The organism is Pseudoduganella sp. SL102 (genome assembly GCF_027856995.1).
GTDB classification, from domain to species: domain Bacteria; phylum Pseudomonadota; class Gammaproteobacteria; order Burkholderiales; family Burkholderiaceae_D; genus Rugamonas; species Rugamonas albidiflava.
In genome coordinates this window covers 3,516,663-3,540,056 of the sequence record NZ_CP115554.1, presented here as the reverse complement: position 1 = coordinate 3,540,056, position 23,394 = coordinate 3,516,663, and the positions used below count along the sequence as shown (strand labels likewise).

20 protein-coding genes are annotated in these 23,394 nt (G+C 70.1%); 10 read left to right on the top strand and 10 right to left on the bottom strand.

All coding sequences use genetic code 11. The features are described from left to right. Positions 1–204: 204 nt before the first annotated feature. Both OU994_RS15075 and OU994_RS15070 read left to right on the top strand, forming a co-directional pair. Complete coding sequence (locus OU994_RS15075) at positions 205–2,022, top strand: GGDEF and EAL domain-containing protein (RefSeq protein ID WP_281611428.1); 1,818 nt, start codon at positions 205–207, stop codon at positions 2,020–2,022. Beyond that, positions 2,019–2,981, top strand: coding sequence for a DUF72 domain-containing protein (locus OU994_RS15070; RefSeq protein ID WP_281611427.1), 963 nt, complete (start codon positions 2,019–2,021; stop codon positions 2,979–2,981). Before OU994_RS15075 ends, OU994_RS15070 begins: the two co-directional genes overlap by 4 nt. Here OU994_RS15070 and OU994_RS15065 read toward each other — a convergent pair. The 4 genes from OU994_RS15065 to OU994_RS15050 form a co-directional block, all read right to left on the bottom strand. After that, the gene (locus tag OU994_RS15065) at positions 2,941–4,215 is read right to left on the bottom strand and encodes a voltage-gated chloride channel family protein (protein WP_281611426.1); all 1,275 of its coding nucleotides are present in this window, start codon (positions 4,213–4,215) and stop codon (positions 2,941–2,943) included. The genes OU994_RS15070 and OU994_RS15065 overlap by 41 nt on opposite strands. 255 nt (positions 4,216–4,470) lie before the next feature. After that, positions 4,471–5,859 (bottom strand): multicopper oxidase family protein, encoded by a 1,389-nt coding sequence (locus OU994_RS15060; protein ID WP_281611425.1) that lies wholly within the window; start codon positions 5,857–5,859, stop codon positions 4,471–4,473. Continuing rightward, a complete protein-coding gene (locus OU994_RS15055; RefSeq protein ID WP_281611424.1) occupies positions 5,856–7,343 on the bottom strand; it encodes a TolC family protein in 1,488 nt (495 codons plus the stop codon). Before OU994_RS15055 ends, OU994_RS15060 begins: the two co-directional genes overlap by 4 nt. A gap of 87 nt (positions 7,344–7,430) precedes the next feature. Then, positions 7,431–7,850, bottom strand: a complete 420-nt coding sequence (locus OU994_RS15050; protein ID WP_281611423.1) for a hypothetical protein — start codon at positions 7,848–7,850, stop codon at positions 7,431–7,433. Positions 7,851–7,952: 102 nt separating this feature from the next. On the opposite strand from OU994_RS15050, the gene OU994_RS15045 reads away from it, so the two are divergent. Then, positions 7,953–8,822: an EamA family transporter gene (locus tag OU994_RS15045; RefSeq protein ID WP_307731911.1), complete on the top strand. Its 870-nt coding sequence runs from the start codon at positions 7,953–7,955 to the stop codon at positions 8,820–8,822. Here the strand turns inward: OU994_RS15045 and trbK are convergent, their stop codons facing one another. Both trbK and OU994_RS15035 read right to left on the bottom strand, forming a co-directional pair. Next, on the bottom strand, positions 8,823–9,083 hold the full coding sequence (gene trbK, locus OU994_RS15040) for an entry exclusion lipoprotein TrbK (protein ID WP_281611422.1): 261 nt from the start codon (positions 9,081–9,083) through the stop codon (positions 8,823–8,825). It lies immediately after the preceding gene. Positions 9,084–9,115: 32 nt separating this feature from the next. Then, positions 9,116–10,558, bottom strand: coding sequence for a M20/M25/M40 family metallo-hydrolase (locus OU994_RS15035; protein WP_281611421.1), 1,443 nt, complete (start codon positions 10,556–10,558; stop codon positions 9,116–9,118). Between the two features lie 143 nt (positions 10,559–10,701). Here OU994_RS15035 and OU994_RS15030 point away from each other — a divergent pair, with 143 nt between their 5' ends. The 7 genes from OU994_RS15030 (at position 10,702) to OU994_RS15000 (ending at position 19,123) form a co-directional block, all read left to right on the top strand. Further along, positions 10,702–11,253 carry a GNAT family N-acetyltransferase gene (locus OU994_RS15030; protein ID WP_281611420.1) on the top strand — a complete coding sequence of 184 codons (552 nt, stop codon included), beginning with the start codon at positions 10,702–10,704 and terminating at the stop codon, positions 11,251–11,253. A gap of 139 nt (positions 11,254–11,392) precedes the next feature. Then, positions 11,393–11,815, top strand: coding sequence for a glycine zipper 2TM domain-containing protein (locus OU994_RS15025; protein ID WP_281611419.1), 423 nt, complete (start codon positions 11,393–11,395; stop codon positions 11,813–11,815). A 125-nt stretch (positions 11,816–11,940) separates the two neighbouring features. Beyond that, positions 11,941–12,933, top strand: coding sequence for a protein kinase (locus OU994_RS15020; RefSeq protein WP_281611418.1), 993 nt, complete (start codon positions 11,941–11,943; stop codon positions 12,931–12,933). Beyond that, the gene (locus OU994_RS15015; protein WP_281611417.1) at positions 12,930–15,281 is read left to right on the top strand and encodes an FtsW/RodA/SpoVE family cell cycle protein; all 2,352 of its coding nucleotides are present in this window, start codon (positions 12,930–12,932) and stop codon (positions 15,279–15,281) included. Before OU994_RS15020 ends, OU994_RS15015 begins: the two co-directional genes overlap by 4 nt. A gap of 3 nt (positions 15,282–15,284) precedes the next feature. Further along, positions 15,285–16,799, top strand: a complete 1,515-nt coding sequence (locus OU994_RS15010; RefSeq protein WP_281611416.1) for a hypothetical protein — start codon at positions 15,285–15,287, stop codon at positions 16,797–16,799. A gap of 80 nt (positions 16,800–16,879) precedes the next feature. Then, on the top strand, positions 16,880–17,287 hold the full coding sequence (locus OU994_RS15005; RefSeq protein WP_281611415.1) for an SH3 domain-containing protein: 408 nt from the start codon (positions 16,880–16,882) through the stop codon (positions 17,285–17,287). A 171-nt stretch (positions 17,288–17,458) separates the two neighbouring features. After that, the gene (locus tag OU994_RS15000) at positions 17,459–19,123 is read left to right on the top strand and encodes an FHA domain-containing protein (protein WP_281611414.1); all 1,665 of its coding nucleotides are present in this window, start codon (positions 17,459–17,461) and stop codon (positions 19,121–19,123) included. A gap of 63 nt (positions 19,124–19,186) precedes the next feature. Here OU994_RS15000 and OU994_RS14995 read toward each other — a convergent pair whose 3' ends face one another. From OU994_RS14995 to OU994_RS14980, 4 genes are all read right to left on the bottom strand, one after another. Next, positions 19,187–19,504, bottom strand: a complete 318-nt coding sequence (locus OU994_RS14995) for a YdhR family protein (RefSeq protein ID WP_281611413.1) — start codon at positions 19,502–19,504, stop codon at positions 19,187–19,189. A gap of 70 nt (positions 19,505–19,574) precedes the next feature. Next, entirely contained in the window at positions 19,575–20,468 is an 894-nt protein-coding gene (locus OU994_RS14990) for a pirin family protein (RefSeq protein ID WP_281611412.1), read from the bottom strand. Next, positions 20,465–20,869, bottom strand: coding sequence for an OsmC family protein (locus OU994_RS14985; RefSeq protein ID WP_281611411.1), 405 nt, complete (start codon positions 20,867–20,869; stop codon positions 20,465–20,467). The genes OU994_RS14990 and OU994_RS14985 overlap by 4 nt, the downstream gene beginning before the upstream one ends. A 182-nt stretch (positions 20,870–21,051) precedes the next feature. After that, positions 21,052–23,394 (bottom strand): SUMF1/EgtB/PvdO family nonheme iron enzyme, encoded by a 2,343-nt coding sequence (locus OU994_RS14980; protein ID WP_281611410.1) that lies wholly within the window; start codon positions 23,392–23,394, stop codon positions 21,052–21,054.

The window sequence follows — 23,394 nt, the reverse complement described above, 5'->3', positions numbered from 1 at the left end:
GTGCTTACCGCCTTCTTGCTTGCTGCCTTCTTGCTTGCTGCCTTCTTGCATGCTTCCTCCATGTGCTTGACCCGCCATCTTAGTGCGCCATGCCGGTGCATGGCATCGCCCTGAAGGCAGAGCCGCCACACTCTGCCGGACGCCGGTTGCATCACTGGCGAAACCTCCGTAAGCTTGGGACTGACCGGGAAGGAGCCTTTTGTCATGGACGTGCGGATCGAACGGGACGAGTCGGAGCAGCGCAGGGTGCGGGAGCTGTCGCGCTATGCGCTCGCGCTGGACAAGCCCGATCCGCAGCTGCGTTTCATCGTGGAGCTGGCCGTACAGACCATGGGGGCCGACATCGGCGGCATCAGCCTGGTCTACCGCTCGCACATCTGGCTGCCGGTGACAGTGGGGATCACGCTGCGCGAGGTCGAGCGCGGCGCATCGTTCTGCAGCGAACTGGTGGCGTCGGAAAGCGACTTCTTCGAGGTGGAGGATGCGCTGGCCCACGACTGGTCGGCGGCCAAGCCAGTGGTGCGCGAGCCGCCGCACTGCCGCCACTATGCCGGCGTGGCGCTGTACGGCAACCGCGGCTACCAGCTCGGCACACTGTGGGTGATGTGGCGCGCGCCCGGCCGGCTCGAAGCCGCGCAGCGCACCATGCTGCAGGGGCTGGCGCGGCTGGTCGCGGACACGCTGGAGCTGCGCTACTGCGACGCCGTTACCGGCATGTACAACCGCGCCGCGTTCGTGCAGCACCTGCAGCACGCCAAGGGCGAGGCCGGACGCCGCGAACTGGCGGTCGGCTATGTCGACCTCACGGGTTTCCACCAGAACAACGCAGTCCATGGCCGCGGCGCCGGCGATGCCACGCTGGCCGAGATCGCCGCGCGCATCGTCGGCTGGGCCGGGCAGGACAGCCTGCTCGGCCACCTGGGCGGCGACCGCTTCGCCTTCGCGCTGCTCGACCATGCCGGGCCGGACCGCTTGCAGGCGCTGTGCCACGCGATCGACGTTCCCGTCACCTTGCCGTCGGACCGCACGCAGGCGCTGCATGCGCGCATCGGCATCGTGCGCGAATCCCTGCCGACGCCGGTGGCGGCCGCCGCGCTGCTCGACATGGCCGAGACGGCGGCGGCCAGCATCGGCGACGTGGCCGGCTTTTCCGTGGTGCGCGAATATGGCAGCGAACTGCGCGAACGCTCGTGGTTCCTGCACGACCTGCTCGGCGTGCTGGAAGGACAGCCCGGTACCGGCAGGCTGTCGATGCACTACCAGCCACAGGTCAACTTCGCCAAGCAGAAGCTGATCGGCCTGGAAGCGCTGGTGCGCTGGGAACATCCGCAACGCGGCGCGGTGCCGCCGTCGACTTTCGTGCCGCTGGCGGAAAGTTCCGGCAACAGCCATGCGCTGGACATGCTGGTGATCGGCCAGGTCTGCCGCGACATGCGCGGGTGGATGGATGCCGGCTTGCCGCAAGTGCCCGTGTCGCTCAATTTCTCCCGCTCCACGCTGCTGCATCCGGGGCTGCCGGATGCCGTCAAGGCGCTGCTGAACAAGCACGGCCTGCCCGGCGCGCTGCTGGAAGTGGAAGTCACGGAAAGCCAGCTGCTGGAAGCGCCGGAAGCGCTGGGCGAACGGGTGGCCGCGCTGCGCCGGCTCGGCCTGCGCATCGCCATCGACGACTTCGGTATCGGCTATTCCAACCTGGATGCGATCGGCACGCTGCCGTTCGACCGGCTGAAGGTGGACCGCCGCTTCGTGCATGGCGTGGCCGACAGCGCCGTGACGGCCAGCCTGTTCCGGCTGATCCAGGGCGTGGCCGAGGTCTCGGATGCGGAACTGCTGTGCGAAGGCCTGGAGCGCCAGGTGGACCTGGACTGGCTGCGCCACCAGCATGCCTATTGCGTGCAGGGCTGGTACTTCTGTTCCGCGCTGCCGCCGCAGGGCGTGGAACAGCTGCTGCGCGCCTGGGGCCAGCGCGCCCGGCACGCGGCCGAGGGCGGCGACGTGCGCGAACTGTTCGTGGGCGCATGAGTGAACGAGTGAAGCAAGCAGGGGCAGGATCGCGGGCACAACTGCGCATCGGCATTTCCGGCTGGCGCTACGAACCGTGGCGCAAGGTGTTTTATCCGGCCGACCTGGCGCAGGCGCGCGAACTCGACTTCGCCTCGCGCATGCTGCCCTCCATCGAGATCAACGGTTCGTTCTATTCGCTGCAGCGGCCGAAAAGCTACCAGGAGTGGTACGACGCCACCCCGGAAGGGTTCGTGTTCGCCCACAAGGGCAACCGCTTCATCACGCACATGCGCCGGCTGCGCGATCCCGCCCCTTCGCTGAGCAATGTGTTCGCCTCCGGCGTGCTGGCATTGCGCGACAAGCTGGGGCCCTTCCTCTGGCAGTTGCCGCCGAATTTCCAGTTCGATGCCGGCGTGATCGAAGCTTTCCTGGCCGCCCTTCCCCACGATACCGCCGCCGCGCTGGAGATGGCGCGGCGGCACGAGCCGCGCATGGAAGGCCGCGCGTTCCTGGAGATCGACCGCAAGCGCAAGCTGCGCCACGCGCTGGAAATCCGCCACGAAAGCTTCGCCGATGCAGCATTCGTGAAGCTGCTGCGCCAGTACAAGGTGGCACTGGTGGTGGCCGATACGGCTGGCAAGTGGCCCGGCTACGAGGATGTGACGGCGGACTTCATGTACCTGCGCCTGCATGGCGAAAAGGAGCTGTACGCGGGCGGGTACACCGACGAAGCGCTGGATGGCTGGGCGCGGAAAATCCGGGCGTGGAGTACCGGCGGGCAGCCCGGCGACGCGCGGCTGATCACGGCGGCGGCACCGCCGAAGCGCGCGGGCCGCGATATCTACTGCTACTTCGACAACGACATCAAGGTGCACGCGCCCTTCGATGCGCGCCGCCTGCTGGCGCGGCTGGACGCCGATGCGGCGCTGCCGGCGCTCATCGATCCGCGTCCCGATGTGGATCGCGGCCTGCGCTGAACGGCGGCTTGGCGCCGCGCTGCGCCTTGTAGATGCCGGCGTGCCCGGAACACAGGTAGGCGACCACGCAACCCAGCGCCGCATACGGACCGATGGCGGGCCCGAACAGTTCCAGGGCCATCACCGTGGATGCCAATGGAGTGTTGGCCGCCCCGGCGAACACGGCGACGAAGCCCACCCCGGCCAGCAGCGGGAACGGCAGCTCCAGCAGCGGCGCCAGCGCATTGCCCAGCGTGGCGCCGATGTAGAACAGCGGCGTGACTTCGCCGCCCTTGAAGCCGGTGCCCAGCGACGCCACGGTGAACGCCAGCTTGCCCAGCGCATCCCAGATCGGCAGCGGATGCGCGAACGCTTCGACGATCACAGGTATGCCAAGGCCCACGTAGCGCTGCGTGCCCACGGCCCATACCGCGACGGCGACCACCGCGCCGCCGATCAGCGGCCGCAATGGCGCATATGCCACGTGGCGTTTCATGAAGGCCGACAGCGCATGCGTGGCGCCGGCGAACAGCATGCCGGCCAGGCCGAAGGCGACACCGGCGGCAACGATCGCGGCGATGGTCCATGCCGTGATTGGCGGCACGGCGGCCACCGCGTAGTGCGTGTGATGCACGCCCCAGGCCAGGCCTACCTGGTCGGCCAGGATCGCCGCCGCCATGCAGGGAAAGATCGCGTCATAGCGCATGCGGCCGATCACCAGCACCTCCAGCCCGAAGATGGCGCCGGCCAGCGGCGTGCCGAACACGGAAGCGAAACCGGCGCTGATGCCGGCCATCAGCAGGATGCGGCGCTCGCCGGGACCCAGCTTCGCCACGTTGGTCAGCTGGTCGGCCAGCGAGCCGCCCAGCTGCACCGCGGTGCCTTCGCGCCCGACCGATGCGCCGAACAGGTGCGAGATGACGGTGCCGCCCAGCACCAGCGGCGCCATGCGCAGCGGCACCACCCGCTTCGGATCGTGGATCTCGTCGATCAGCAGGTTGTTGCCCGCCTCCACCTCGCGGCCCCAGCGCAGGTAGACCCAGCCGACCGCGAAGCCCGCCAGCGGCAGCAGCCAGATGATCCACGGCTGCCGCTCGCGATACGCGGTCGCGGCGTCGAGGGAGAACAGGAACAGGGCCGAGGCGCTGCCCGCCAGGACGGCGATCAGCAGTGAAACCAGGGACCATTTGAGGAGGTAGCGGAGGGCGAGGACGAAGGAGTCGAGGTGGGCTTTCATCGGGGGGGAATATAGCATGCGCGCCGGCGATGGCGGACGAGCACCGGGGTCTATCCCTACCGCTGCATGGGTGAGCCTACCCCAAGTGCAAATTCCGGGGTCAGACCCGCCGGGTCTGACCCCAGCCCTTCGCTGTTGGGGTGAATGCATACGCTTTCATTTGCGTCGGGTAACGCTTAACCTAACGGCATTCGGATCTATCTCCCCCGGCAAGTGATTGCCTGCGCGTTTGCCCGCCAGCTGCGACAGCCCGCGCCGAAACTCGGTCAGGAGTCAATGATGCTCATGCCCTCCCCCGCGCTTGACATCCACCGGCTTGCCCTGCGCCGGCGCGAGCGGCGCCATGCCGGGGGCCTGCGGCGCGGGCGGCAGCTCGCCGGTCCACTCGTAGGCCACACTGCCTTTCGGGTGCCGGTAATGTCCGGGATCGCGATAGTCGCCGCGCGCCTGGCCTTCGCGTACCTTGACGAGGGTGAACATGCCGCCCATCTCGATCTCGCCGAACTGGCCGGTGCCGGTCATCATCGGCAGCGTGTTTTCCGGCAGCGCCATGCGCATGCTGCCCATCGAACCGCCCTTGTCGCCCATCACCATGTAGCCGGGCACGAGATTGTTGATCTTCTCTGCCACGCCGCGGTGGTCGACGCCGATCAGCGTGGGCACGTCGTGGCCCATCGCGTTCATCGTGTGGTGCGACTTGTGGCAGTGGAACGCCCAGTCGCCCGGGTTGTCGGCGACGAACTCGATCGCCCGCATCTGGCCGACGGCGATGTCGGTGGTGACTTCCGGCCAGCGGGCCGACGGCCTGACCCAGCCGCCATCGGTGCCGGTCACCTGGAACGTGTGGCCATGCAGGTGGATCGGGTGGTTCGTCATCGTCAGGTTGCCGGCGCGGATGCGCACGCGGTCGCCCTGGCGCACCACCATCGGATCGATCGCCGGGAACACGCGGCTGTTGAAGGTCCACAGGTTGAAGTCCAGCATCGTATTGACCTGCGGGGTGTAGCTGCCCGGTTCGATGTCGTAGGCACCCAGCAGGAACACGAAGTCGCGGTCGACCGCGTGCTGGCGGATATCCTTCGGGTGCGTGACCCAGAAGCCCATCATGCCCATCGCCATCTGCACCATTTCATCGGCATGGGGGTGGTACATGAAGGTGCCGGCATGTTTCGCCACGAATTCGTAGACAAAGGTCTTGCCGGGCTGGATCGATGGCTGCGTCACGCCGCTCACGCCATCCATGCCGTTCGGCAGGATCTGGCCGTGCCAGTGCACGCTGGTGTGCTCGGGCAGCTTGTTGGTGACGAAGATGCGCACGCGGTCGCCCTCCACCACCTCGATCGTCGGCCCGGGGCTTTGCCCGTTGTAGCCCCACAGGTTGGCCGTCATGCCGGGGGCCACCTCGCGCACCACGGGTTCGGCGACGAGGTGGAATTCCTTGACGCCGTCCTTCATGCGCCAGGGCAGGCTCCAGCCATTGAGCGTGACGACGGGGTTGTACGGCCGGCCGTTCGGCGGTACCAGCGGCGCGGCGGTGGCGGCCGACGCGTGTACCGGCGCTTCCGGCAGCGATGCGGCACCGGCGCGGCTCACCATGCCGGCGCCCAGCAGCGTAGTGGCGCCGGCCAGGAAGGTGCGGCGCGAGTTGGACGATGCGGTCATGGGTGTGCTCCGTGTGCGTTGTGCTGTGTCGGCTCGCTGGCCTCGTTGGTCTGGTTTGGCTGGCTTGCCTCGTTCTGCTGGTTTGCCTCGCCTGGCTTGTCTCCCATGCCTACGGGCGCGGCCGCGGTGCCGTGCGGGCGGCCGCCCAGCGCGGCTTCCAGGCCGGCGTCGGCGATCCAGTACTCCTTCAACGCGTCGATGGCGGCAGCCACCGCCACGCGCTGCTCGCGCGCATCGGCCAGCAACTCGAAGGTGCTGAGCAGCATGCCGTTGTAGCGCAGCAGTGTCTCGTCGGACAGCTGCTTCCTGAGCGGGATCACCACGTCCCGGTAGTGCCTGGCCAGCTCGTACGCGGTGCGCCAGGCGAAGTAGGCTTCGCGCGCTTCGCTGCGGGCATTCACGGCGGTTTCGGCCACCCGGTTCACGGCCTGCATGTACACCGCCTCGGCCCGCCGCGTGCGCGCGGTGCCCCAGTCGAACAGGGGGATTTCCAGCGTCACCTCGTAGCCGCGCTGCACCGGCTCGCCGCCTTCCCGCTCGCGCACCGCGCCCAGTTCCAGCACGTTGATGAAGCGGGTGGCGCGGGTCAGGCCCAGCGATGCGGCGGTATGCTCCGCCTCCTTCGCCGCCGCCCGCACGTCGAGGCGCTCGCGCAGCGCCGCCTGCTCGACATCGGCCAGTTCCGGCGCCGCCGCCGGCAACTCCGGCAGGCGCTCGGGCAGCCGGTAGCCGCCTTCCGTGCCGGCCAGCCCCAGCAGCCGGGTCAGCCGTTCGCGCGCCGCACTGGCCGCGCTCGACGCCCGCGCGACATCGGCCATCGCCTCCGCGTGGAAAGCCGCCTCGCGCGCCTGGTCGAAGGCGCTCCAGTTGCCGGCCTTGCGCATGCGCTGCGCCAGCTCGGCGCTGGCATCGGCGGCGCCGGCCACCTGTTTCGCATACTCGACGGCCTGGGCCGCGCCCACCGCTTCGTAATACGCGCGCCGCGTCTCGGCCGCCGTCTTCAGTGTTTCGGCCGTCACGCGCAACTGCGCCTGTTCGAACCTGCCCCGTTCCATGCGCACCGCCAGCGGCGCCGTGAGCAGGCTGGCCAGGTTCACCGCCAGCGAGCGCTCGATCGACGTGCTGCCGCCGCCGCGCTTGTGCTGGTAGCCGAAGGCGGGATTCTGCAGCCGGCCGGCCTGTACCAGGTCTGCTTCCGCGATGCCCAGCTCCCAGTAGGTGGCCTGCAGGGCGCGGTTGTTGAGCAGCGCGATGCGCACCGCATCGTCGGCGCCGAGCGGCTGCGCCAGCATCGGTTTAAGCTGTTCCGCCAGCGCCTTGCGGTCGTGTTCAGTGCGCAGCAAGGTGGTGGCCGCACCAGCCTTTGCCTGCGTGGCCCGGTTGACGGCATCCATGCCGCCGTCGGGGGAAAAAGTGGCGCAGCCGGACAGGGCCAGCGCCAGGATCGGGACGGCCAGGGCCGTCGCCATCGGTGTCGATGTCATTGTTACCTCTTGCATGATCGTGCGTGAGCGACCCGCGCGTCGGGGGTCGGGACCGGCCTGGGGGCCGGTTCTACGGACTGCGTTGGATCAGGCGGATTTCGGCGGCCGTTCGAGGCCGGCCAGGTCGACGGCGGCGGGCGCCGCGGGAACGAAGGGAACGGTGGCGCAGCGGCCATCCTGCAAAGGCGGCGCGGCGGGCAACGCCGGTGCCAGCGGCGCCCCGGTGCAGCAGGCGCCGGCGCTGGCGCATTGCGCGTGGCCGGCATGTTCCGCCAAGGAAGCATCGGCATCGTGGTGGGCGCCCGCGTGGTGGGGCGCACCATCGCCATGCTGCGCGGCGAGCATGGCCGCATGGTCGTGATGCGCCTGCGCAGGCTTCGCGTGGTGCGCGCCCGCGGCGGCGGCAGGCTGCGCGCCGCACAGCAGCATCGTGGCCGAGGCAAAGCCCTGCAAGGGCACGCCGGCCAGCAGGAACCACAGCAGCAATGTACGGAGCAAGCCTTTCATGGGGCGCCATGGTAGCACGGACGGCCGCGATTTTCATGGCTGGCGGCTATACTGTCGCACTTCCCGAACCGCGCACGCCGGCCCGCGCACAACCTCACGTTCATGCAGACAGCTTCCAGCCAGGCCCCGGCCTCCAACGCCCTTCCCTTCGCCGCCCTGCTGCTGGCGCTGGTGTCCCTGACGGCCGGCGCCTCGCTCGCCAAGCAGCTGTTTCCGCTGATCGGGCCGGCCGGCGCGACGGCGCTCCGGCTCTCGTTCGCGGCGCTGATCCTGTCCGCCGTGTTCAAGCCGTGGCGCATCCGGCTGGAGGGCGAATGGAGCCCGCTGGCGCTGTACGGCGTCTCGCTGGGCGTGATGAACCTGACATTCTATTCGTCGCTGGCCTACGTGCCGCTCGGCGTGGCGATCGCCGTCGAGTTTACCGGCCCGCTGGCGGTGGCCGTGTTCACGTCGCGCCGGCGCATGGATTTCCTGTGGATCCTGCTCGCCGTCGGCGGACTGGCGCTGCTGCTGCCGTGGGACCGCTCGGCGGCGGCGCTCGACTGGCGCGGCATCGCGCTGGCGCTGTGCGCCGGTGCCTGCTGGGCGGTGTACATCCTGGCCGGCAAGCGGGCCGGCATGCGGCACGGGCCGGCCGCGTCGGCATGCGGCATGTGGATCGGCGTGCTGGTGGCGGCGCCGTTCGGCTTCTACCAGGCCGGCGCGGCCATCCTGCAGCCGCATGTGCTGGCGCTGGGCCTGGGCGTGGCCATCGTGTCGAGCGCGATCCCCTATTCGCTGGAGATGATCGCGCTGCGCCGGCTGCCGGCCAATACCTTCAGCATCCTGCTCAGCGCGGAGCCGGCCATCGGTGCCCTGATGGGCCTCGTGCTGCTGGGCGAACGGCTGGCGCTAAATCAGTGGGCAGCGATTGGAGCCATCATCGCCGCCTCCGTAGGCGCGGCGATGAGCAGCCGCTTCACGTCAACCTGATCAGCCGGCCGGCGGCGCGGCCGGCTTGAACTGCTCGCGGCGGTCGCAGCGCTCCTGGAACGCCTTGCGCACGTCCGTATCGGCGATCTTGCTCACTTCGGCGGGCGCGCAGGTAGCATCCGTCATCGTCATCTGCTGCGCCGTCAGCTGCGGGTCGACCTTGCCGCAGCCAGCCAAGAGCAACGACAGGCTCAGTGCCAGGCCCAGGGACAACCCCGGGGCCAGGGGGGACAGGCCACTGGCCGGTTTCACGTTTTCCATCACGACTCCTTCGAGGGGTGGGTAAGCAGCCATCAATTGAACTGTTCCGGGGCCCGGCCGATCGGCTGGTCCATGTTGGCAAGGTACCACGTCAGTGCCGACATCACGGCCACGTGCCGCTTCAGGTAATCGGGATTGACCTTGTCGAACGTGTCGGCGGGGGTATGGTGGTAATTGAAGTACGCGCTCGAATCGACCAGCGGCGTGAACGACGGCACGCCGTCGGCCTCCATCGCATGCAGGTCGCCGGCGCCGATCACGTCGCGGCGCTGCAGCACGCCGGCGCCGATCGGCACCAGCGCCGCCTGCAGCGGCGCGAACAGCTTTTCATATTGCGGGCGGATGCCGGCCTGCACGCCGAAGGTGCGGCCGGCCACGCCGCCATCGCTCTCGATCGCCGCGAACTGCTTGTCCAGCGCCGCCTTGTGCGCCTGGTGGTAGGCATCGCCGCCCCGGCCGCCGTTTTCCTCGTTCATCCAGGCGATCATGCGGATCGTGCGGCGCGGCTTCAGGTTCAGCTTCTTCAGCGTTTCCAGCACGCCCATCGAGGCGGTGACGCCGGTCGCGTCGTCGTGCGCGCCGGTGGCCAGGTCCCACGAATCGAGGTGGCCGGAAACGATGACGACTTCGTCGGCCTTGTCGGTGCCCGGCAGGTCGGCGATCACGTTGAAGCTGTCCGCGTCGGGCAGGGTTTGCGGCGTCAGCACCAGTTTCATCGTCACCGGGCCACGCTTGCCCAGGCGCGCGATCAGCATCGCATCTTCGGCCGTCACCGAGGCCGCCGGAATGCGCTTGCCGTCCGCCAGCCGCGTGGTGCCGGTATGCGTGAGCCGGTAGTCGGCCCCGCCCACCGCGCGCACCAGCGCGGCGGCCGCGCCCAGGTCGGCGGCCAGCGCCGGGCCGCGCGTGCGGAACGCCGAACCATGGCGATAGGCCGGGCCGCCCAGGCCCGCATCGGCCATGCCCTGGTCGAAGGCCACCTCGAACAGGACGATCTTGCCCTTCACTTCACTGGCGCGCCGGCGCAGTTCGTCGAAATCGCGCACGATGATGACGGGCGCCGTCAAGCCTTGCGGCGGCGTGGCGCCGGAACCGCCCAGCGCCGTCAGCACGACGTTCTGCACCACGCCCTGCGGCCGGCCGGTGTACTCGACCAGCTGGCCCTTTTCCTCGCCGCGCACCCAGTGCGGCACCTTGACCGGCTGCAGCGTCACCTTGGCACCGAGCTTGCGCATCGCCTCGGCGACCTGCTGCACGGCCGCCGCGGCGCCGGGCGAACCGGACAGGCGCGGGCCGGCCAGGTCCGTCATGTCTTCCAGGCGCTGGTAGGCCCAGTCGCTGGCGATCGCGGCATCGCGGATCTGCGCCAGCGTGGCGGCATCGTTGGCGCTGCTGGCGGTGCCCGCGGCGTGGGCCAGGCCGGCGGCGAACAGGCCGGCGGCAATGGCGGACAGGACTGGCTTGCGAAGGTTCATGCGGTCTTCCCGGGATAAAGTTCGATGAAAGCAGGAAGATATCATTTGGCAATATTGCAAGGCAACATATAAGCGTACGACGCGAACAATGACCGGGCCGGCGTCGGTTTGACCGCGCCGCGGCCATCGCATAGCATGGGCGCATGCTGAAGGGACCACTCTGCACCGTGCGGCACCTGCTGAACACGGACCTGAACACGTTCATCGCGCTGGTCAACGACCTGCCGTCGCGCGGGGATTATTTTTCCACCCAGTTCAAGTCGCCCGAGACGATGCGCAGGGAATTCCTGCAGCATGGCTTCGTGACCGAGGACAGCGAACTGTTCGTCGTGGAAGACCAGTACCGGCACATCGTCGGCGTCATCACCCACTTCAAGAGCCGCACGCCGACCAGCCGCGAGATCGGCTACCGGCTGTTCGACGCCGCCCTCGCCGGCCAGGGCTACACCACCGAAGCGCTGCGGATGCTGGCCGACCACCTGTTCCGCGTGCATACCTGGCACCGGCTGGAAGTGCTGGTCGCGCCGCGCAACATCGCCTCCGTGCGCGTGGCGCAGAAATGCGGCTTCACGGCCGAAGGCATGCTGCGCGAAGCATTCTTCATCAATGGCCGATACCAGGATGTCGCGGTCATGAGCCTGCTGCGGCACGAATGGGAAGTCCTGCGGGGCCAGCCAGGTCCTGCCGGCTTGTAACAGATCTGTTACCTGCTCGAGTCCGTTTGTAATAATCTGTGTATTGGCTGGCAATTCCCAACCGTCCCGCTAAAGTAGACCTCAATCAAACGGCAACCATCATTCCGGTGGCGCCGCGCAAAAATAAGGGGGAAACATCATGCTGGTCAAAAACATCATTGGAGTCGTGCTGCTGGGTGCCGCCGTGACGACGTCTTCCGCCGCCTTTGCCGCCGGCGACCGTGCCTTCAATACCGCCGCCGGCGCGGTGGTCGGCGCCGCGATCGGCAGCCAGACCGGCAACGGCACCACCGGCACCGTGGTCGGTGGCGTGGTGGGTGGCCTGGTCGGCAATGCGATCAGCTCCCGCGACCGCGATCACCGCGACTACCGTCCGCACCACGTGTATGCGCAGCCGCAGCCGGTGTACTACGAAGCGCCGCGTGCCCGCTATGTGCGCCAGCAGCCGGTCTATGTCGAACGCCGCGTGGTGCACGAATACCACCATGTCGACCACCGTGGCCGCGGCCACGGCAAGGGCCACTACAAGCACCACCGCAAGCACCACCACCATCACGACTGATCTTCGGATTGCATGACGAAGCCCGGCACTGCCGGGCTTTTTGCTTTTGGCATTCTGCTTTCAGGGCGCCGTTCGCCTTTCCCCCTCCCCCCGCTAGCCGGCGGTGAAACCTCACCACCGACACCATGCCAGCTCGCGACACCACCGTCGCCCTCGGAAAGGGCCACTACCACCTGCGTGAACAGGTCGGCGCCTCCGTGTACGGCACGATCTGGCGCGCCGCCGCGCCGGCCGGCCTGCCGGACGTGGCGCTCAAGTTCGTCAACGCCCAGCGCATGGGATGCGCACAGCCGGCCCAGCGCGAACGGTGGATCGACAGCGCGTGCAATGAAATCGCCTTCCTCGAAGCGCTGCAGCCATGGGATGGCCGCCACATCGTGCGCCTGGTCGACACCGGCTGGCACGACGGCCTGCCGGTGCTGGCGCTGGAGCTGATGAGCGGCGACCTCGGGCGCCACGTCGCGCGCCGCCGGGCCGAAGGCGACCCGCCTTCGCTGGCCAAGGTGCTGGACTGGATCGGCCAGCTGAACGGGGCGCTCGCCAAGGTGCACCAGCATGGCTGGCGCTACCTGGACCTGAAGCCCGCCAACGTACTGGTGGATGCGGCGGCCGGCACCGTGAAGCTGGCCGATTTCGGCACCAACCGGCTGCTGGCGGCGGCGCAGGCCCACAGCTATTGCGGCACGGCGAACTGGCAGGCCCCGGAACAGTTCTTCCCCGCGCCGGGCGGCGGCTATGCCACGGGCCGCCACAGCGACTACTTCGCACTCGGTGCGCTGTTCTACTTCCTGGTGACGGGGACGCCTCTGCGCTGGTGCGCCGCGTGCGGCGACGCCTACCGCGAGCACCAGTCCGGCGGCGCCCGGGCCATGCTCGAAGCCGGCCCGTTGCCACCCGTGCTGGCCGACGACGAAGCGGCGGCCTTTGCCGGCGCGGTGCCGCCGCTGGCCCGCGTGCCGGCGCTCCACTTGCTGGCGATGCTGCTGGCCCGCGAACCGGGCGAACGGCCCCGCAACGCGCTGCACATCATCCGGATGCTGGACGCGGTCCGCACCGCCATGGGCGGCCGCGTGGCCCTGGTGCGCAGCCGCGCGGCCGCGCTGGAGGGCCGCGCATGAGTGCATGCACAAGCGTGGAGACCGGCATGGGAACGGGCCGGCGCGCCCTTCTCGCGCTGCTGGCGATGCTGTTCGCGCTGCAGGTGTTCGCGCTGCTGCGCGCACCCGCGGCGTGGCAGCCCGCCGCCATCGCGATCACCCTCGACCGGCCGGGCAGCGTGACGCTCACGGCGGCCCAGCTTGGCGCCGTGGGGGCGGCCGGGACGCAACTGGTCTTCAGCCGGGGCCCGGACGGCGCATGGCGCCTGCGTGCCGATGGCCCGGTCCGGCCCGTGCTGCGGCGCGGCGGCACCGAGGAACGTCTCGGCACCGTCGATCCGGCAACGCTGCGCAGCTTCGCCATCGGTCCCCGGCGATACATGGTAGCGCCGGGCGTGCGGGGCACCCTGTCCTTCAACGATGGCGCGGCGCGCTGGCACTTCGATGGCGCCACGGTGTTCCGCGACGGCACCGCGCAGGCGCACTGTCCCGGGGCGCCATGGCCGGAGCGTGGCGTGGCGCTGTGGAACCGCGTGGCGCCACGCGCGCTCGCGATCGCGCGGCCGCTGCTCTTCGGCGGCAACCTGCATTGCGGGAACCGCATCGGCATCGACGGCGTCGACGGCGGCGCGGCCCGCCTTGCGCGCCAGGACCAGGGGCTGGTGCTGTCGGCCAGCGCCGGTGCGGTCCCGGTGCAAGGCGACGACGCCGGCCTGCGGGACGACCAGCGCTCCCTCGACGGCGCGCATGCGCTGACCGTGGGCCGCAGCCGCTACGAGCTCGCGGTGGCGCGCGGCACGCTGACGATGGCGCCGGCGCGGCGGGTGGCGCTGCACGCCGTGCCCGAGAACACCCTGCCGCCTGGGGTGGCATGGGAATGGCGGCAGCGCAGCTTGTGGCAAGGCGGCGCGGCAATGTGGCTGCTGGCCGGCGCCGCGGCGCTGGCCGTATCCGGCGCCGTGCAAGGCCGGGAAGCCGTCCCGCGGCGCGGCAATATCCTCGGACCGCTCGCCCATGCGCGGCGCCGGCGCGGCCGGTTTCCCGGGCTCGCGCGCAGGCTGCGCGGCCCCGCAGCCATGCTGGTGCTGGCCGCGGGATGTGCCGCCCTGCTGCTGCAACGCGGTGGCGAGCCGCCCTCCGCGGCCTGCTCGCTGCTGCTGTCCGCCGCCGCGCTGGGCATGTGGTTCGTGCCGACGGGGCGCCTGCCCGCCGCCGCGGGCGCCGCGCTGCTGCTGGTCGGCGCCGGCCTGCTGTGCCAGCTGAACCTGGGCCTGGCGGGCATGGACACGGGCTGGCTGCGCTACCACGGGAAAACCGCCGCGCTGCTGGCCATCGGCAGCGGCACGGTCGCGCTGTGGCGGCTGTATCCGGTGACCATGTCGCAGCGGCGCATCGAATGGCTGCTGGCCGGCGCAGCCGGCGCCGCATTGCTGCTGCTTGCCGCCCAGGTGCTGTGGGGCGATGAAACGGGCGTGTTCGACATGCAGCCGGTGGAAGCGGCCAAGCTCGTGCTCACCTTGCTGACGGCGCACTGCCTGGCCCTGCGCATGGGCTGGCGCGCCGGCCACCGCGAGCTGCCGGGCCATGGCGCGCGCTGGCTCAGGCTGATCGCGCCGGCCTTGCTGTTCCTGGCGCTGCTGGGCTGCGCGCTGGTGCAGGTGGACGATTATTCGCCGCTGATCCTGCTGCTGCTGTGGGCCGGCGCGATGGCCTTCGCCTATGCGCTTGCCGCGCGGCGCTGGCTGGCGGCGGGCCTGCTGGGCTGCGTGGCGCTGGCCGGCATCGCCGGTGTAACGGCCTTGCGCAGCGGCGATCCGGCGCACCTCCCGGCCACGTTCTATGGCGACCGCTTCCAGGTCTGGCTGGAACCCGAACGGCATCCCCATACTGGGCAGCAGGTGCGGGACGGCGCCGCCGCCATCGCGGCCGGCGGCTGGCTGGGCGCCGATGGATGGCTTGGCCTGGCCTCGCTCGGCAACCCGGGCGGCGCCGTGATGGCGCTGCCGGCCGTGCAGGACGACTTCGCGCCGTCGTTCCTGCTGCACCGGCACGGACTGCTGGCGGCGCTGCTGCTGTGGTGCGCGCAGGCCGCGGTGGTCGCCGGCCTGGCGCATGCCGCCGCCCGCCACTGCCGTACCGCCGCCGCGGCAGGCGGATTCCGGCAGGCGTGGCTGGCCCGCCTGCAAGCCTTCGCGCTGTGCGGCGGCGCGGCCTTCGTGGCCGGCCACCTGCTGCTGTCGTGGGGCACCAACCTGGCGATCCTGCCGGTGATGGGACAGCCGATGAGTTTCCTGTCCGCCGGCGGCAGCCACCTGCTGTTTTTCCTGCTCCCCCTGCTAGGGATCCATGCCGGTTCATCACAGGAGTAAGTCATGCCGATCTATGTCCAACACGAAGTCCTGGGCCGCCTGCCCGACGTGTTCAATGCCGAGGCGATCTGGCAGGCGCCGGGGCTGGCGCTGTTCGCCCGCCGCCCGCTGCTGCGCGACCTGCTGGAACGCTGCCCCCGCGAACAGCGCGGCCACGCCGCCACCCGCTGCTTCACGCATGTGACGCTGCGCCTGCCGCAGGAAGATGTCGACGACGATTACCACCTCACGCGCGGCAACCGCGCCCGCGACCTGGCGCAGACGCTGGCCGCGCTGCACCAGAAGGATTTCGGCGACCTGCTCGGCACCGACCAGGTGCGCTACCACGTCAGCGGCGGCGACGACCTGCAGCCGGGCGAGATCGAGGTGCGGTTCGGCCACGCCGTCTACCTGCCCGGGCCCGACGAGAAAGTGCTGTTCCAGGTCAGCGCCTCGACCGACGCGGCTGCGTGGAAGCCCGTCTGCCCGGTCTACCCGGACCAGCGCCTGGCCGTGATCGACGAGGCCAGCGCTCCCGGATGGCCGTTCGGCGCGGCAGGCACGCTGTTGCTGATCAACGATGGCCCCGATGCGCAACCGGTCCTGCAGGTGCGGCCGAAAGGCGCGCTGGATTGCCGGCTGGACGAACGGCAGGGCTGCTACGTCGTCACCCGGCCGGGCGAGACGCAAGGCAGGCGCCTGCTGTTGAAGATCGCGCGCGCCGGCGGCAGGCCGGCATTGCAGCCGCTCGTCGAGCCCGCGATGCGGCCTGCCGTGCAGCCGCCCGCCGTGTGGCAGCCCCGCACGCCGTCCCGGCCGGTGGTCGACGACGGCACCGCGCTGCCGCAGCCACCGGCACGCGCGGCCGATGCGCGCGCGGGCGCCACGGACGCCACGTTTGCACCCGGCGCACGCCAGCGCCTGACCTTGGCCGCGCTGGCCCTTCCCCGCCTGAGCCGCTACCGCAATACCGGCGCCGCGTCGCTGTCGGTGCCGTTCGACCGGACGCTCGCCATCGCCCCCACCGGCGACAGCGCGCTGACCTTCGTCGTCGACGCGAACGATACGCTGCATGCCGTGACCCCGGCCGGCCAGCAGCCGGTCAGCGCGCCGGCCACCTTCGCGCCGTCCGGCGAGCGCAGCATCCGCTTGCTGGCCGCGCCGTCGCAGATGGCGGAGCGGTATTGCGCTCTGGTTCCCCTGCCGGTGCCGTTGGCGGCGCCCGTCACGCAGGGCTGTTTCGGCCGCGGCGGCCCGGCGCTGGCCACGCTGCGCGTGCTCGACACGCCCCGGCTGCTGGCGCGCGACGATGCCGCGGCGCCCGCCAGCCCGGACCGGATCGGCCTGTCGCGCAGCGCGTTCGCCTTCGATGCCAGCCCGGCCGGGCTGTCGATCACGCGGCAGTCGGCCACCCAGGCGCTGTACCACCTCGATGCCGAGCTGGGTTTCGTGGGCGCGATCGACGGGGCGGAGCCGTTCATGCTGCCGCCGGGGCACCACGTGGTGGCCGGCCATTACGTGCTGCGCTTCGATGCCTGAGCGGAGCGGATCATGTCATTTCATTATCTGGCCGACATCACGGCGCCCTCGCGTATGCACTCGGCCTCGTCGCCACGCTGGTGCTGGCCGCGTTCCTGACGCCGGCGCACTGGTGGCGCCGGCCCACCGCGCGCGGCCTGGCGATACTGGGCGGCGGTACCTGGGCAGCCGGCGCCGTGCTGCTGCACGCGGTTGCCGCCGCACCGCCGCCAGCGTCCGCCGGAAGCCTGCAAGCTGACGTGCCCACGCAACATGGCGCGGCGATGTTGCCGGTGCCGGGGCAGCGTTACCGGGTGCACCGCGACCTGAACGTGCGCGACGCCGCCGGGGTCGGATCGGCGCGCCTGGCCGTGGCGCCGGCCGGATCGGTCGTCACGCCCACCGGCCGCCACGAGGGCGACTGGTGGCAGATCCGCTATGGCGACAGGGCCGCCGGCGCGGTGGGCTGGGCCAGCAGCCTGTGGCTGCGCCGCGCCGCCGAGCCCTGAAGCGGCCACGATGGCGACCGGACAAGGTTGAGCGATCGCTACGGGCAGGGCCCGGCGCGGGGACGGAGCGCGGGAATACGGGCCGAAAAGCACCCCTGTTCGGGGCTACGGCGGGTTGCCAAGCCCGGGTGAAAGCGCGTACAGTCATGCTTATCTCGTCCGTGGCCCTTCATGAATACTTGCCGTAACCCCGATCACCCGCATTGCACCTTCTGGGTCGCGCCGGGGCAGCACACCTGCGAGGGTGGCCACGGCCAGCCCGCCGCGGTGGCGGGTGGCATGGTTGCCATGCCGACGGTGGTCATGGACGACACATCGGCAGACAGCGCGGAAGCCAGCGCGGAGAGCGGCAAGGATGGCCGCACCACGCCGGATGGCGCGTCGAGCTACCAGCTGCTGGCCGCGATGCGCAATGCGCGGGCACCGCAAGCCGCGCCGGAAGCGGCGCGCGGCGCAGTTGGTCACGGCTCTGTTGGTCACGGCACTGTTGGCAACGGCCCAGTTGGCAACTACGCTACGCCGATCCGCGTGCGCCCGCAGCTGCACATCAGCGGCTTCGATCCGCGCGCGGCCGGCGGCCGCCAGACCTTGAAGATGGAATTGCGCGGCATGCCCGCCGACTGCGCGCCGCAGCTGGCGGTGCGGCTGTCGTCGGACCTGATGCAGGATGGCGCACCGGAGCGGCAATTCGTGCGCTCCATCGATGGCGACTGGCGCCCCGTGTTCGCGGAGTTCTCGTCGCGCGACCGCGAGCATGGCCAGTACCAGATCCACGCCGAGGTGCTGAGCCGGCACGCGGGCGGCCCGGTGCGCAAGTGGGAGTGCACGTTCGTCATCCTGGTGCCGCGCCCCGACGCGACGCTGACCGAGATCCACCGCATCTTCCTGTCCACCCACAAGAACGTTCGCGTGATGGCGGACGACGCGTCGATCGCCCGTGTCAGCGCCCAGGGCGGCGCCAGCATGGATATCGACGTGACCGCGCGCAATGCCGGCATCGCCCACCTCGACCTGGGCGCGCTGCATGGCAATTCCGGCAAGGTGGACCTGGGCTTCACCACCATCGCGTGGGACGAGGACCTGATCGAGATCGACATGCCCCACGCGGGCCCGGCGCACCCGCACCCGAGCCGTGCGGCGACCTTCGTCAACGCGGCGCCGGAAGCGGGCGCGCAGCGCCATGTGCGCCTGTTCGCGCTGGGCGAATGCGTGTTCGGCCGGATGGAGATCGTCGATCCCGAGGCGGACGTGCTGCTGAACCACTTCGGCCCGGACGGCATCGATACCGCCGGCCTGACGCGCCGGCTGTCCGGCCGCCACGCCGTGATCCGCCGCGGCACGCTGGGCTTTGAAATCGAGGATGTGTCGCGCTACGGCCTGCTGCTCGACGGTGTCTGGCCCGGCAAGCACAAGCCCGTGCAGCTGCGCCTGGGCATGCGGATCGAACTGTCCGCCAGCATCAAGGGCATCGTCGTGCTGGAAGTGACGGCCCTGATGCCGCACGGTGTGATCCTGCACCGCATCGACGAAGGCGCGCGCGCCGAATGCTTCATCGTGCTGGCGCCGGACACGCATCCGGGCTACCCGCTGCGCCGCATGCAGGCCGCGCCGGTCGCCGCCGCGCTGCCGCTGCTGTTCCACCACGACGGCGGCTTCTGGCACCTCGATGCCCTGACCGGCAAGGAAACCGCGCTGGGGCCGCAGGCCCAGCTCGACAAGCTGAGCCGGGTGCCGGGGCATACCCGCTTCGCCGCCGATCCCTATCCCGAGAGCTACATCATCCGCACCGGCGACGCCGTGCGCGACACCGTGGCCGGGGCCATGCATACCGCCTGAAGACGACAAGGTAGTAAAGGAAGGCCGCGCTGCCTGTCGAGAGCCGCGGCGGCGGCGGCGGCGTCACGCCTCGTCGGCCAGCACCTGGTGCGCGAGATTATCGACGGTCACCGGACTGTCGAAGAATGTCACCGTGGGCTCGGTACCGTATTTTTCGGCGACGAAGGCGCGCCATGCGTTCGTGTACAGCGCTTCGGCTTCCTCGCGCGAGTTCCACAGGTAAACGCCGCCGGCGGTGCCGCCATCCTCCGACAAGACGTAGTGCTTCTTGAACAGCCCCGGCACGCCCTGGTAGGTCGGCGCCGTGCCCAGGAAGACGCGGCGCGCCTCTGCCGTGGTGATCGGTTGCGGCAACTTGAATGCGGTCATGGCGATGATCATCGGGTCCTCCCGGTGGTGGTGAATCGTCGATGCAGGAATCGTCGATGGCGATGCGCGGCCGGCGGATGCCCTACAGGTAAGTGCCCTGCGGCTTCGGCCGGTTCGGCAGCGGTATCCGTTCGCTTTCGCCGGGCACCTGCGGGAACCGGTCCGCTTCCCAGTCTTCCGCCGCCTGCGACAGCCGCTCCTTCGACGACGACACGAAATTCCAGAACATGAAGCGGTGCCCGTCCAGCGGCGCGCCGCCGATGACGACGAAGCGGGCATCGGCCGTGGCCGTGACGCGTGGCGCGGTCGACGTGTCGAGCAGCGCCATCGCGTTCGCGGCGACGGCGATGCCATCGACTTCCACGCTGCCCTGCACCGGATAGATCGCCGCCTCGGCCGGCAAGGCATGCAGCACCAGCTCGCCGCCCTGCGCCAGCACCACGTCCAGGTACAGCGTTTCCATGTAGGTCGGTACCGGCGACGTGCAGCCGAAGGCGGAGCCGATCAGCACACGCACGGCGGCGCCATCGACGGTGAGCTCGGGAATGCTGGACGCGGGCGTGTGCGAGAAATTCGGCTCGTCTTCCTCGTTCGCCTTCGGCAGCGCGGCCCACAGCTGCAGGCCGTGCATGCGGTGCGGGTGGCCTTTCAGGTCGACGGGCGCCCGCTCGGAATGCACGATGCCGCGGCCGGCCGTCATCCAGTTGATCGCGCCGGGCTCGATGCGCTGGTACGTGCCGATGCTGTCGCGGTGGTCCATCGCGCCCTCGAACAGGTACGTGACGGTGGCCAGCCCGATGTGCGGGTGGGGCCGCACGTCGTGGTTGGCGTCGAGCGGCACATCCAGCGGGCCGAAGTGGTCGAAGAAGATGAACGGGCCGACCGCCTGCTTGATCACCGATGGCAGGTAGCGGCGCACGATGAAGCCGCCGCCCAGGTCCTTGTCGTGGCCCTTGATCAGGTGCGCGATATTCATGCCGGCTCCAGCGTGGTGCTGACTTCGGTAGTCACGGCCGTCATCAGCTTGTGCACCGGGCACTTTTCCGCGACGGACAGCAGCTCGGCGCGCTGCGCCTCGGACAGGTCGCCGGCCAGGTGCAGCGTGACGGCCAGGCGGTACACGCCTTTCCGCTCTTCGCTGTCGTCGCGCGTGGTGGTGACATGGATGTCGTCGACGGGGATGTTCTTGCGCTTCGCGTACCACAGCACCGTGAGGGCCTTGCAGGACGACAGCGCCGCGTCATACAGATCGTGCGGCGACGGGCCGGCATCGGCGCCGCCTTCTTCCGGCGACACGTCCGCCGGGATCAGGTGGTTGCGCACATGGACGATATGGCGCATCGGCTGGGTCGAATCGCGGCGGACGGTAACGGGCATCGGGTTTCCTTGCAAAGTGGTCAAGCCATGGTGGCACAAGCTTAACGGAATTTACACAAGTCTGCCGGGCGTGCCTACTCCCGGAATGGAGAGTCTTCGCCGGTTCCAGCCAGGCCGCCGCGAAGTCGTCCAGCAGTGCGATCTCGCTGGAGAAATGCGGCTGTTCCGATCACCCGGTGCCCTCACCCCAGCCGGCGCGCCACCCTGAAGCCCACGACGTCGTTGGACAGCAGCGCGGAAAAGCCGTTGCGCGCAGCCGAGCGCACATAGCGGGGCGGATACAGCCAGGCGCCGCCGCGCACCATGCGCCGGTCCGGGTCGCCGCCGGAGGCACTACCGTCTTCCCAGGCGCTGCCGTCGAGCGGGGCGCCCTCGTAATGGTCGTGCGCCTCGTCCTGCGTCCATTCCCAGACGTTGCCGTGCATGTCGTACAGGCCCCAGCCGTTCGGCTGGAAACTGCCGACCTTGGTGGTGCCGCCGCGGAATTCGCCGCGCACCCCGTCGCCGTAGGTGAAGTGGCCGTCGTAGTTCGCATAGTCGGTACCGATCTCGTCGCCGAACGCGAACGCCGTGCGGGTGCCGGCGCGGCACGCGTATTCCCACTCGGCCTCGCTGGGCAGGCGGTACAGGGCGCCGGTCATCACCGACAGCCAGCGCACGTACTGCTGGGCATCGTGCCAGCTGACATTGACGACAGGGTGCCAGTCGTCCTGCTCGAAGCCGGGCCGGCTCCAGTCGACGTCCAGCCGGGATTCCCACGCCGTGGCGCGCACGAAGCGGCGCCACTCGCCCACCGTGACCGGATAGCGCCCCAGCGCGAACGAGCGCTCGATGGCGACCCAGTGCGCGGGCAGCTCGCGCGCCAGCCAGGAAGGCTGCGAGCCGGCCTTGCGCGCCAGCGCGTGCTCATGCTCGGTGCCGCCCATCTGGAAGCGCCCGGTGGGGATCAGGACCAGGTCCGGGCCGACGGCGGTACCGTCCAGGAAGCGGTCGCGCAGCACGCCGCTGGCATCGGCCACCGGGCTGGCCGCGGTGGGCATCAGCGCCGCCAGCTCGGCCGCGTTGCGGGCCGCCTGGTCGCGACGCGCCCGTTCCTGTTCGGCCTTATAGGCGGCCTGCGCTTTCAGCAGCGCCGCCTTGCGCTGCTTCTCTTCCTCGATGGCGCGGGCCTTGGCCGCATCGGCTTCGCGCCGGGCCAGCAATTGCTGGCGCAGCTGTTCCTTGCGCGCCTGCGCCGCCGCTTCCGCTTCCAGGCGGCGCTGCTTGTCCAGCTCGCGGCGGGCCTGTTCCTCGCGCAGCTTCTTCACGGCGGCCGCCTGCGCCTCGGCGCGGCGCCGCGCCGCCAGCTCGACATCGCGCTGCTGGTCCTGCCGGCGCTGCGCTTCCGCCTCGGCGGCGCGCGCCTGTTCCATCGCGCGCTGTTCGGCATGCAGGCGCTCCTGGGCTTCCTTCAACTGCGCGCGCTGGCGTTCGTGCTCGCGCCGTTCCGCGGCCAGCTGCGCCGCTGCCGCCTGGGCCGCCAGCTCTTCCGGCGACGGCCCGGCGGCACGCCGCAGCGCGTCGAGCAGCGCGGTCACGCTGTCGAAGCGTTCCTCGTGGTCGAACGCGAAGCCCTTTTGCAGCACGTTCCATTGCGCGTCATTGAGGCCCGGCGGGGGCGCCACCTGCACCTGGGCGGAACGGCTTTCGTCGAACGGCATGGCGCCAGCCAGCATCTGGTAGATCATCACGGCCACCGCGTAGACATCCAGCCCCGGCGCGGGCCGGCCCTGTTCGGTACCGATCTCCGGCGCGCGATACCCGGCCGTGCCGGCGTTGGGCACCTGCGGCAGGCCGGCCGTGGCGTCGCGCGAGCGGGCGGCGATGCCGAAGTCGAGCAGCTTGATGTCGCCCTGCGCGGTGAGGAACACATTGCCCGGCTTGAGGTCGCGGTGCACCAGGCGGTGCCGCTCCCACGCGTATTGCAGCGCGCTGGCCACCGGCCGCAGGATGCGCTCCACCTCGCCGAACGGCACCGGGCCGTGGCTGGCCAGCCACGCATCGAGGTCTTGCCCGTCGAGGCATTCCATGATGATGAAGTAGCTCGCCGTGGCCGGATCCTGCGCCCATTCGTAGACGCGCACGATGTTGTCGTGGGCCAGCCGGCGCGCCTGGGTCGCTTCCTCGACCAGCAGGCGGGCATGTACCGGGCTTTGCGTCAGCTGCGGCGGCAGGATCTTGACGGCCACCTGCTCGCTGTGCCCTAGTTCGGCGTGGGTGGCCAGGTCGGTGGCTTGCCACACCTGGCCCATGCCACCCATGCCGATCAGGCGTTCCAGGCGGTAGCGGCGGTGCTGCGGACCGATTTCCTGGCCGGCCATCAGCCCCAGTTCGGTGCCCTGCCGGGCCGGCGGCGGCGCCGTGCCGCCGGGCGTGTACTCGGCGTCAAGGATCGCGTTCTTGCGCCGCTCGAATTCGTCCGCCGACAGCAGCCCGTCGTCGTGGAGGGCGCGCAATTCACGGATCTTGTCCCTTGCCGTCTGCAT

What these genes read in the sequence shown, in the direction of transcription:
- OU994_RS15075 (WP_281611428.1), top strand. Translation starts at nt 205, where the DNA reads ATGGACGTGCGGATCGAACGGGACGAGTCGGAGCAGCGCAGGGTGCGG.
- OU994_RS15070 (WP_281611427.1), top strand. Translation starts at nt 2,019, where the DNA reads ATGAGTGAACGAGTGAAGCAAGCAGGGGCAGGATCGCGGGCACAACTG.
- OU994_RS15065 (WP_281611426.1), bottom strand. Translation starts at nt 4,215, where the DNA reads ATGCTATATTCCCCCCCGATGAAAGCCCACCTCGACTCCTTCGTCCTC.
- OU994_RS15060 (WP_281611425.1), bottom strand. Translation starts at nt 5,859, where the DNA reads ATGACCGCATCGTCCAACTCGCGCCGCACCTTCCTGGCCGGCGCCACT.
- OU994_RS15055 (WP_281611424.1), bottom strand. Translation starts at nt 7,343, where the DNA reads ATGACATCGACACCGATGGCGACGGCCCTGGCCGTCCCGATCCTGGCG.
- OU994_RS15050 (WP_281611423.1), bottom strand. Translation starts at nt 7,850, where the DNA reads ATGAAAGGCTTGCTCCGTACATTGCTGCTGTGGTTCCTGCTGGCCGGC.
- OU994_RS15045 (WP_307731911.1), top strand. Translation starts at nt 7,953, where the DNA reads ATGCAGACAGCTTCCAGCCAGGCCCCGGCCTCCAACGCCCTTCCCTTC.
- trbK (WP_281611422.1), bottom strand. Translation starts at nt 9,083, where the DNA reads ATGGAAAACGTGAAACCGGCCAGTGGCCTGTCCCCCCTGGCCCCGGGG.
- OU994_RS15035 (WP_281611421.1), bottom strand. Translation starts at nt 10,558, where the DNA reads ATGAACCTTCGCAAGCCAGTCCTGTCCGCCATTGCCGCCGGCCTGTTC.
- OU994_RS15030 (WP_281611420.1), top strand. Translation starts at nt 10,702, where the DNA reads ATGCTGAAGGGACCACTCTGCACCGTGCGGCACCTGCTGAACACGGAC.
- OU994_RS15025 (WP_281611419.1), top strand. Translation starts at nt 11,393, where the DNA reads ATGCTGGTCAAAAACATCATTGGAGTCGTGCTGCTGGGTGCCGCCGTG.
- OU994_RS15020 (WP_281611418.1), top strand. Translation starts at nt 11,941, where the DNA reads ATGCCAGCTCGCGACACCACCGTCGCCCTCGGAAAGGGCCACTACCAC.
- OU994_RS15015 (WP_281611417.1), top strand. Translation starts at nt 12,930, where the DNA reads ATGAGTGCATGCACAAGCGTGGAGACCGGCATGGGAACGGGCCGGCGC.
- OU994_RS15010 (WP_281611416.1), top strand. Translation starts at nt 15,285, where the DNA reads ATGCCGATCTATGTCCAACACGAAGTCCTGGGCCGCCTGCCCGACGTG.
- OU994_RS15000 (WP_281611414.1), top strand. Translation starts at nt 17,459, where the DNA reads ATGAATACTTGCCGTAACCCCGATCACCCGCATTGCACCTTCTGGGTC.
- OU994_RS14995 (WP_281611413.1), bottom strand. Translation starts at nt 19,504, where the DNA reads ATGATCATCGCCATGACCGCATTCAAGTTGCCGCAACCGATCACCACG.
- OU994_RS14990 (WP_281611412.1), bottom strand. Translation starts at nt 20,468, where the DNA reads ATGAATATCGCGCACCTGATCAAGGGCCACGACAAGGACCTGGGCGGC.
- OU994_RS14985 (WP_281611411.1), bottom strand. Translation starts at nt 20,869, where the DNA reads ATGCCCGTTACCGTCCGCCGCGATTCGACCCAGCCGATGCGCCATATC.
- OU994_RS14980 (WP_281611410.1), bottom strand. Translation starts at nt 23,394, where the DNA reads ATGCAGACGGCAAGGGACAAGATCCGTGAATTGCGCGCCCTCCACGAC.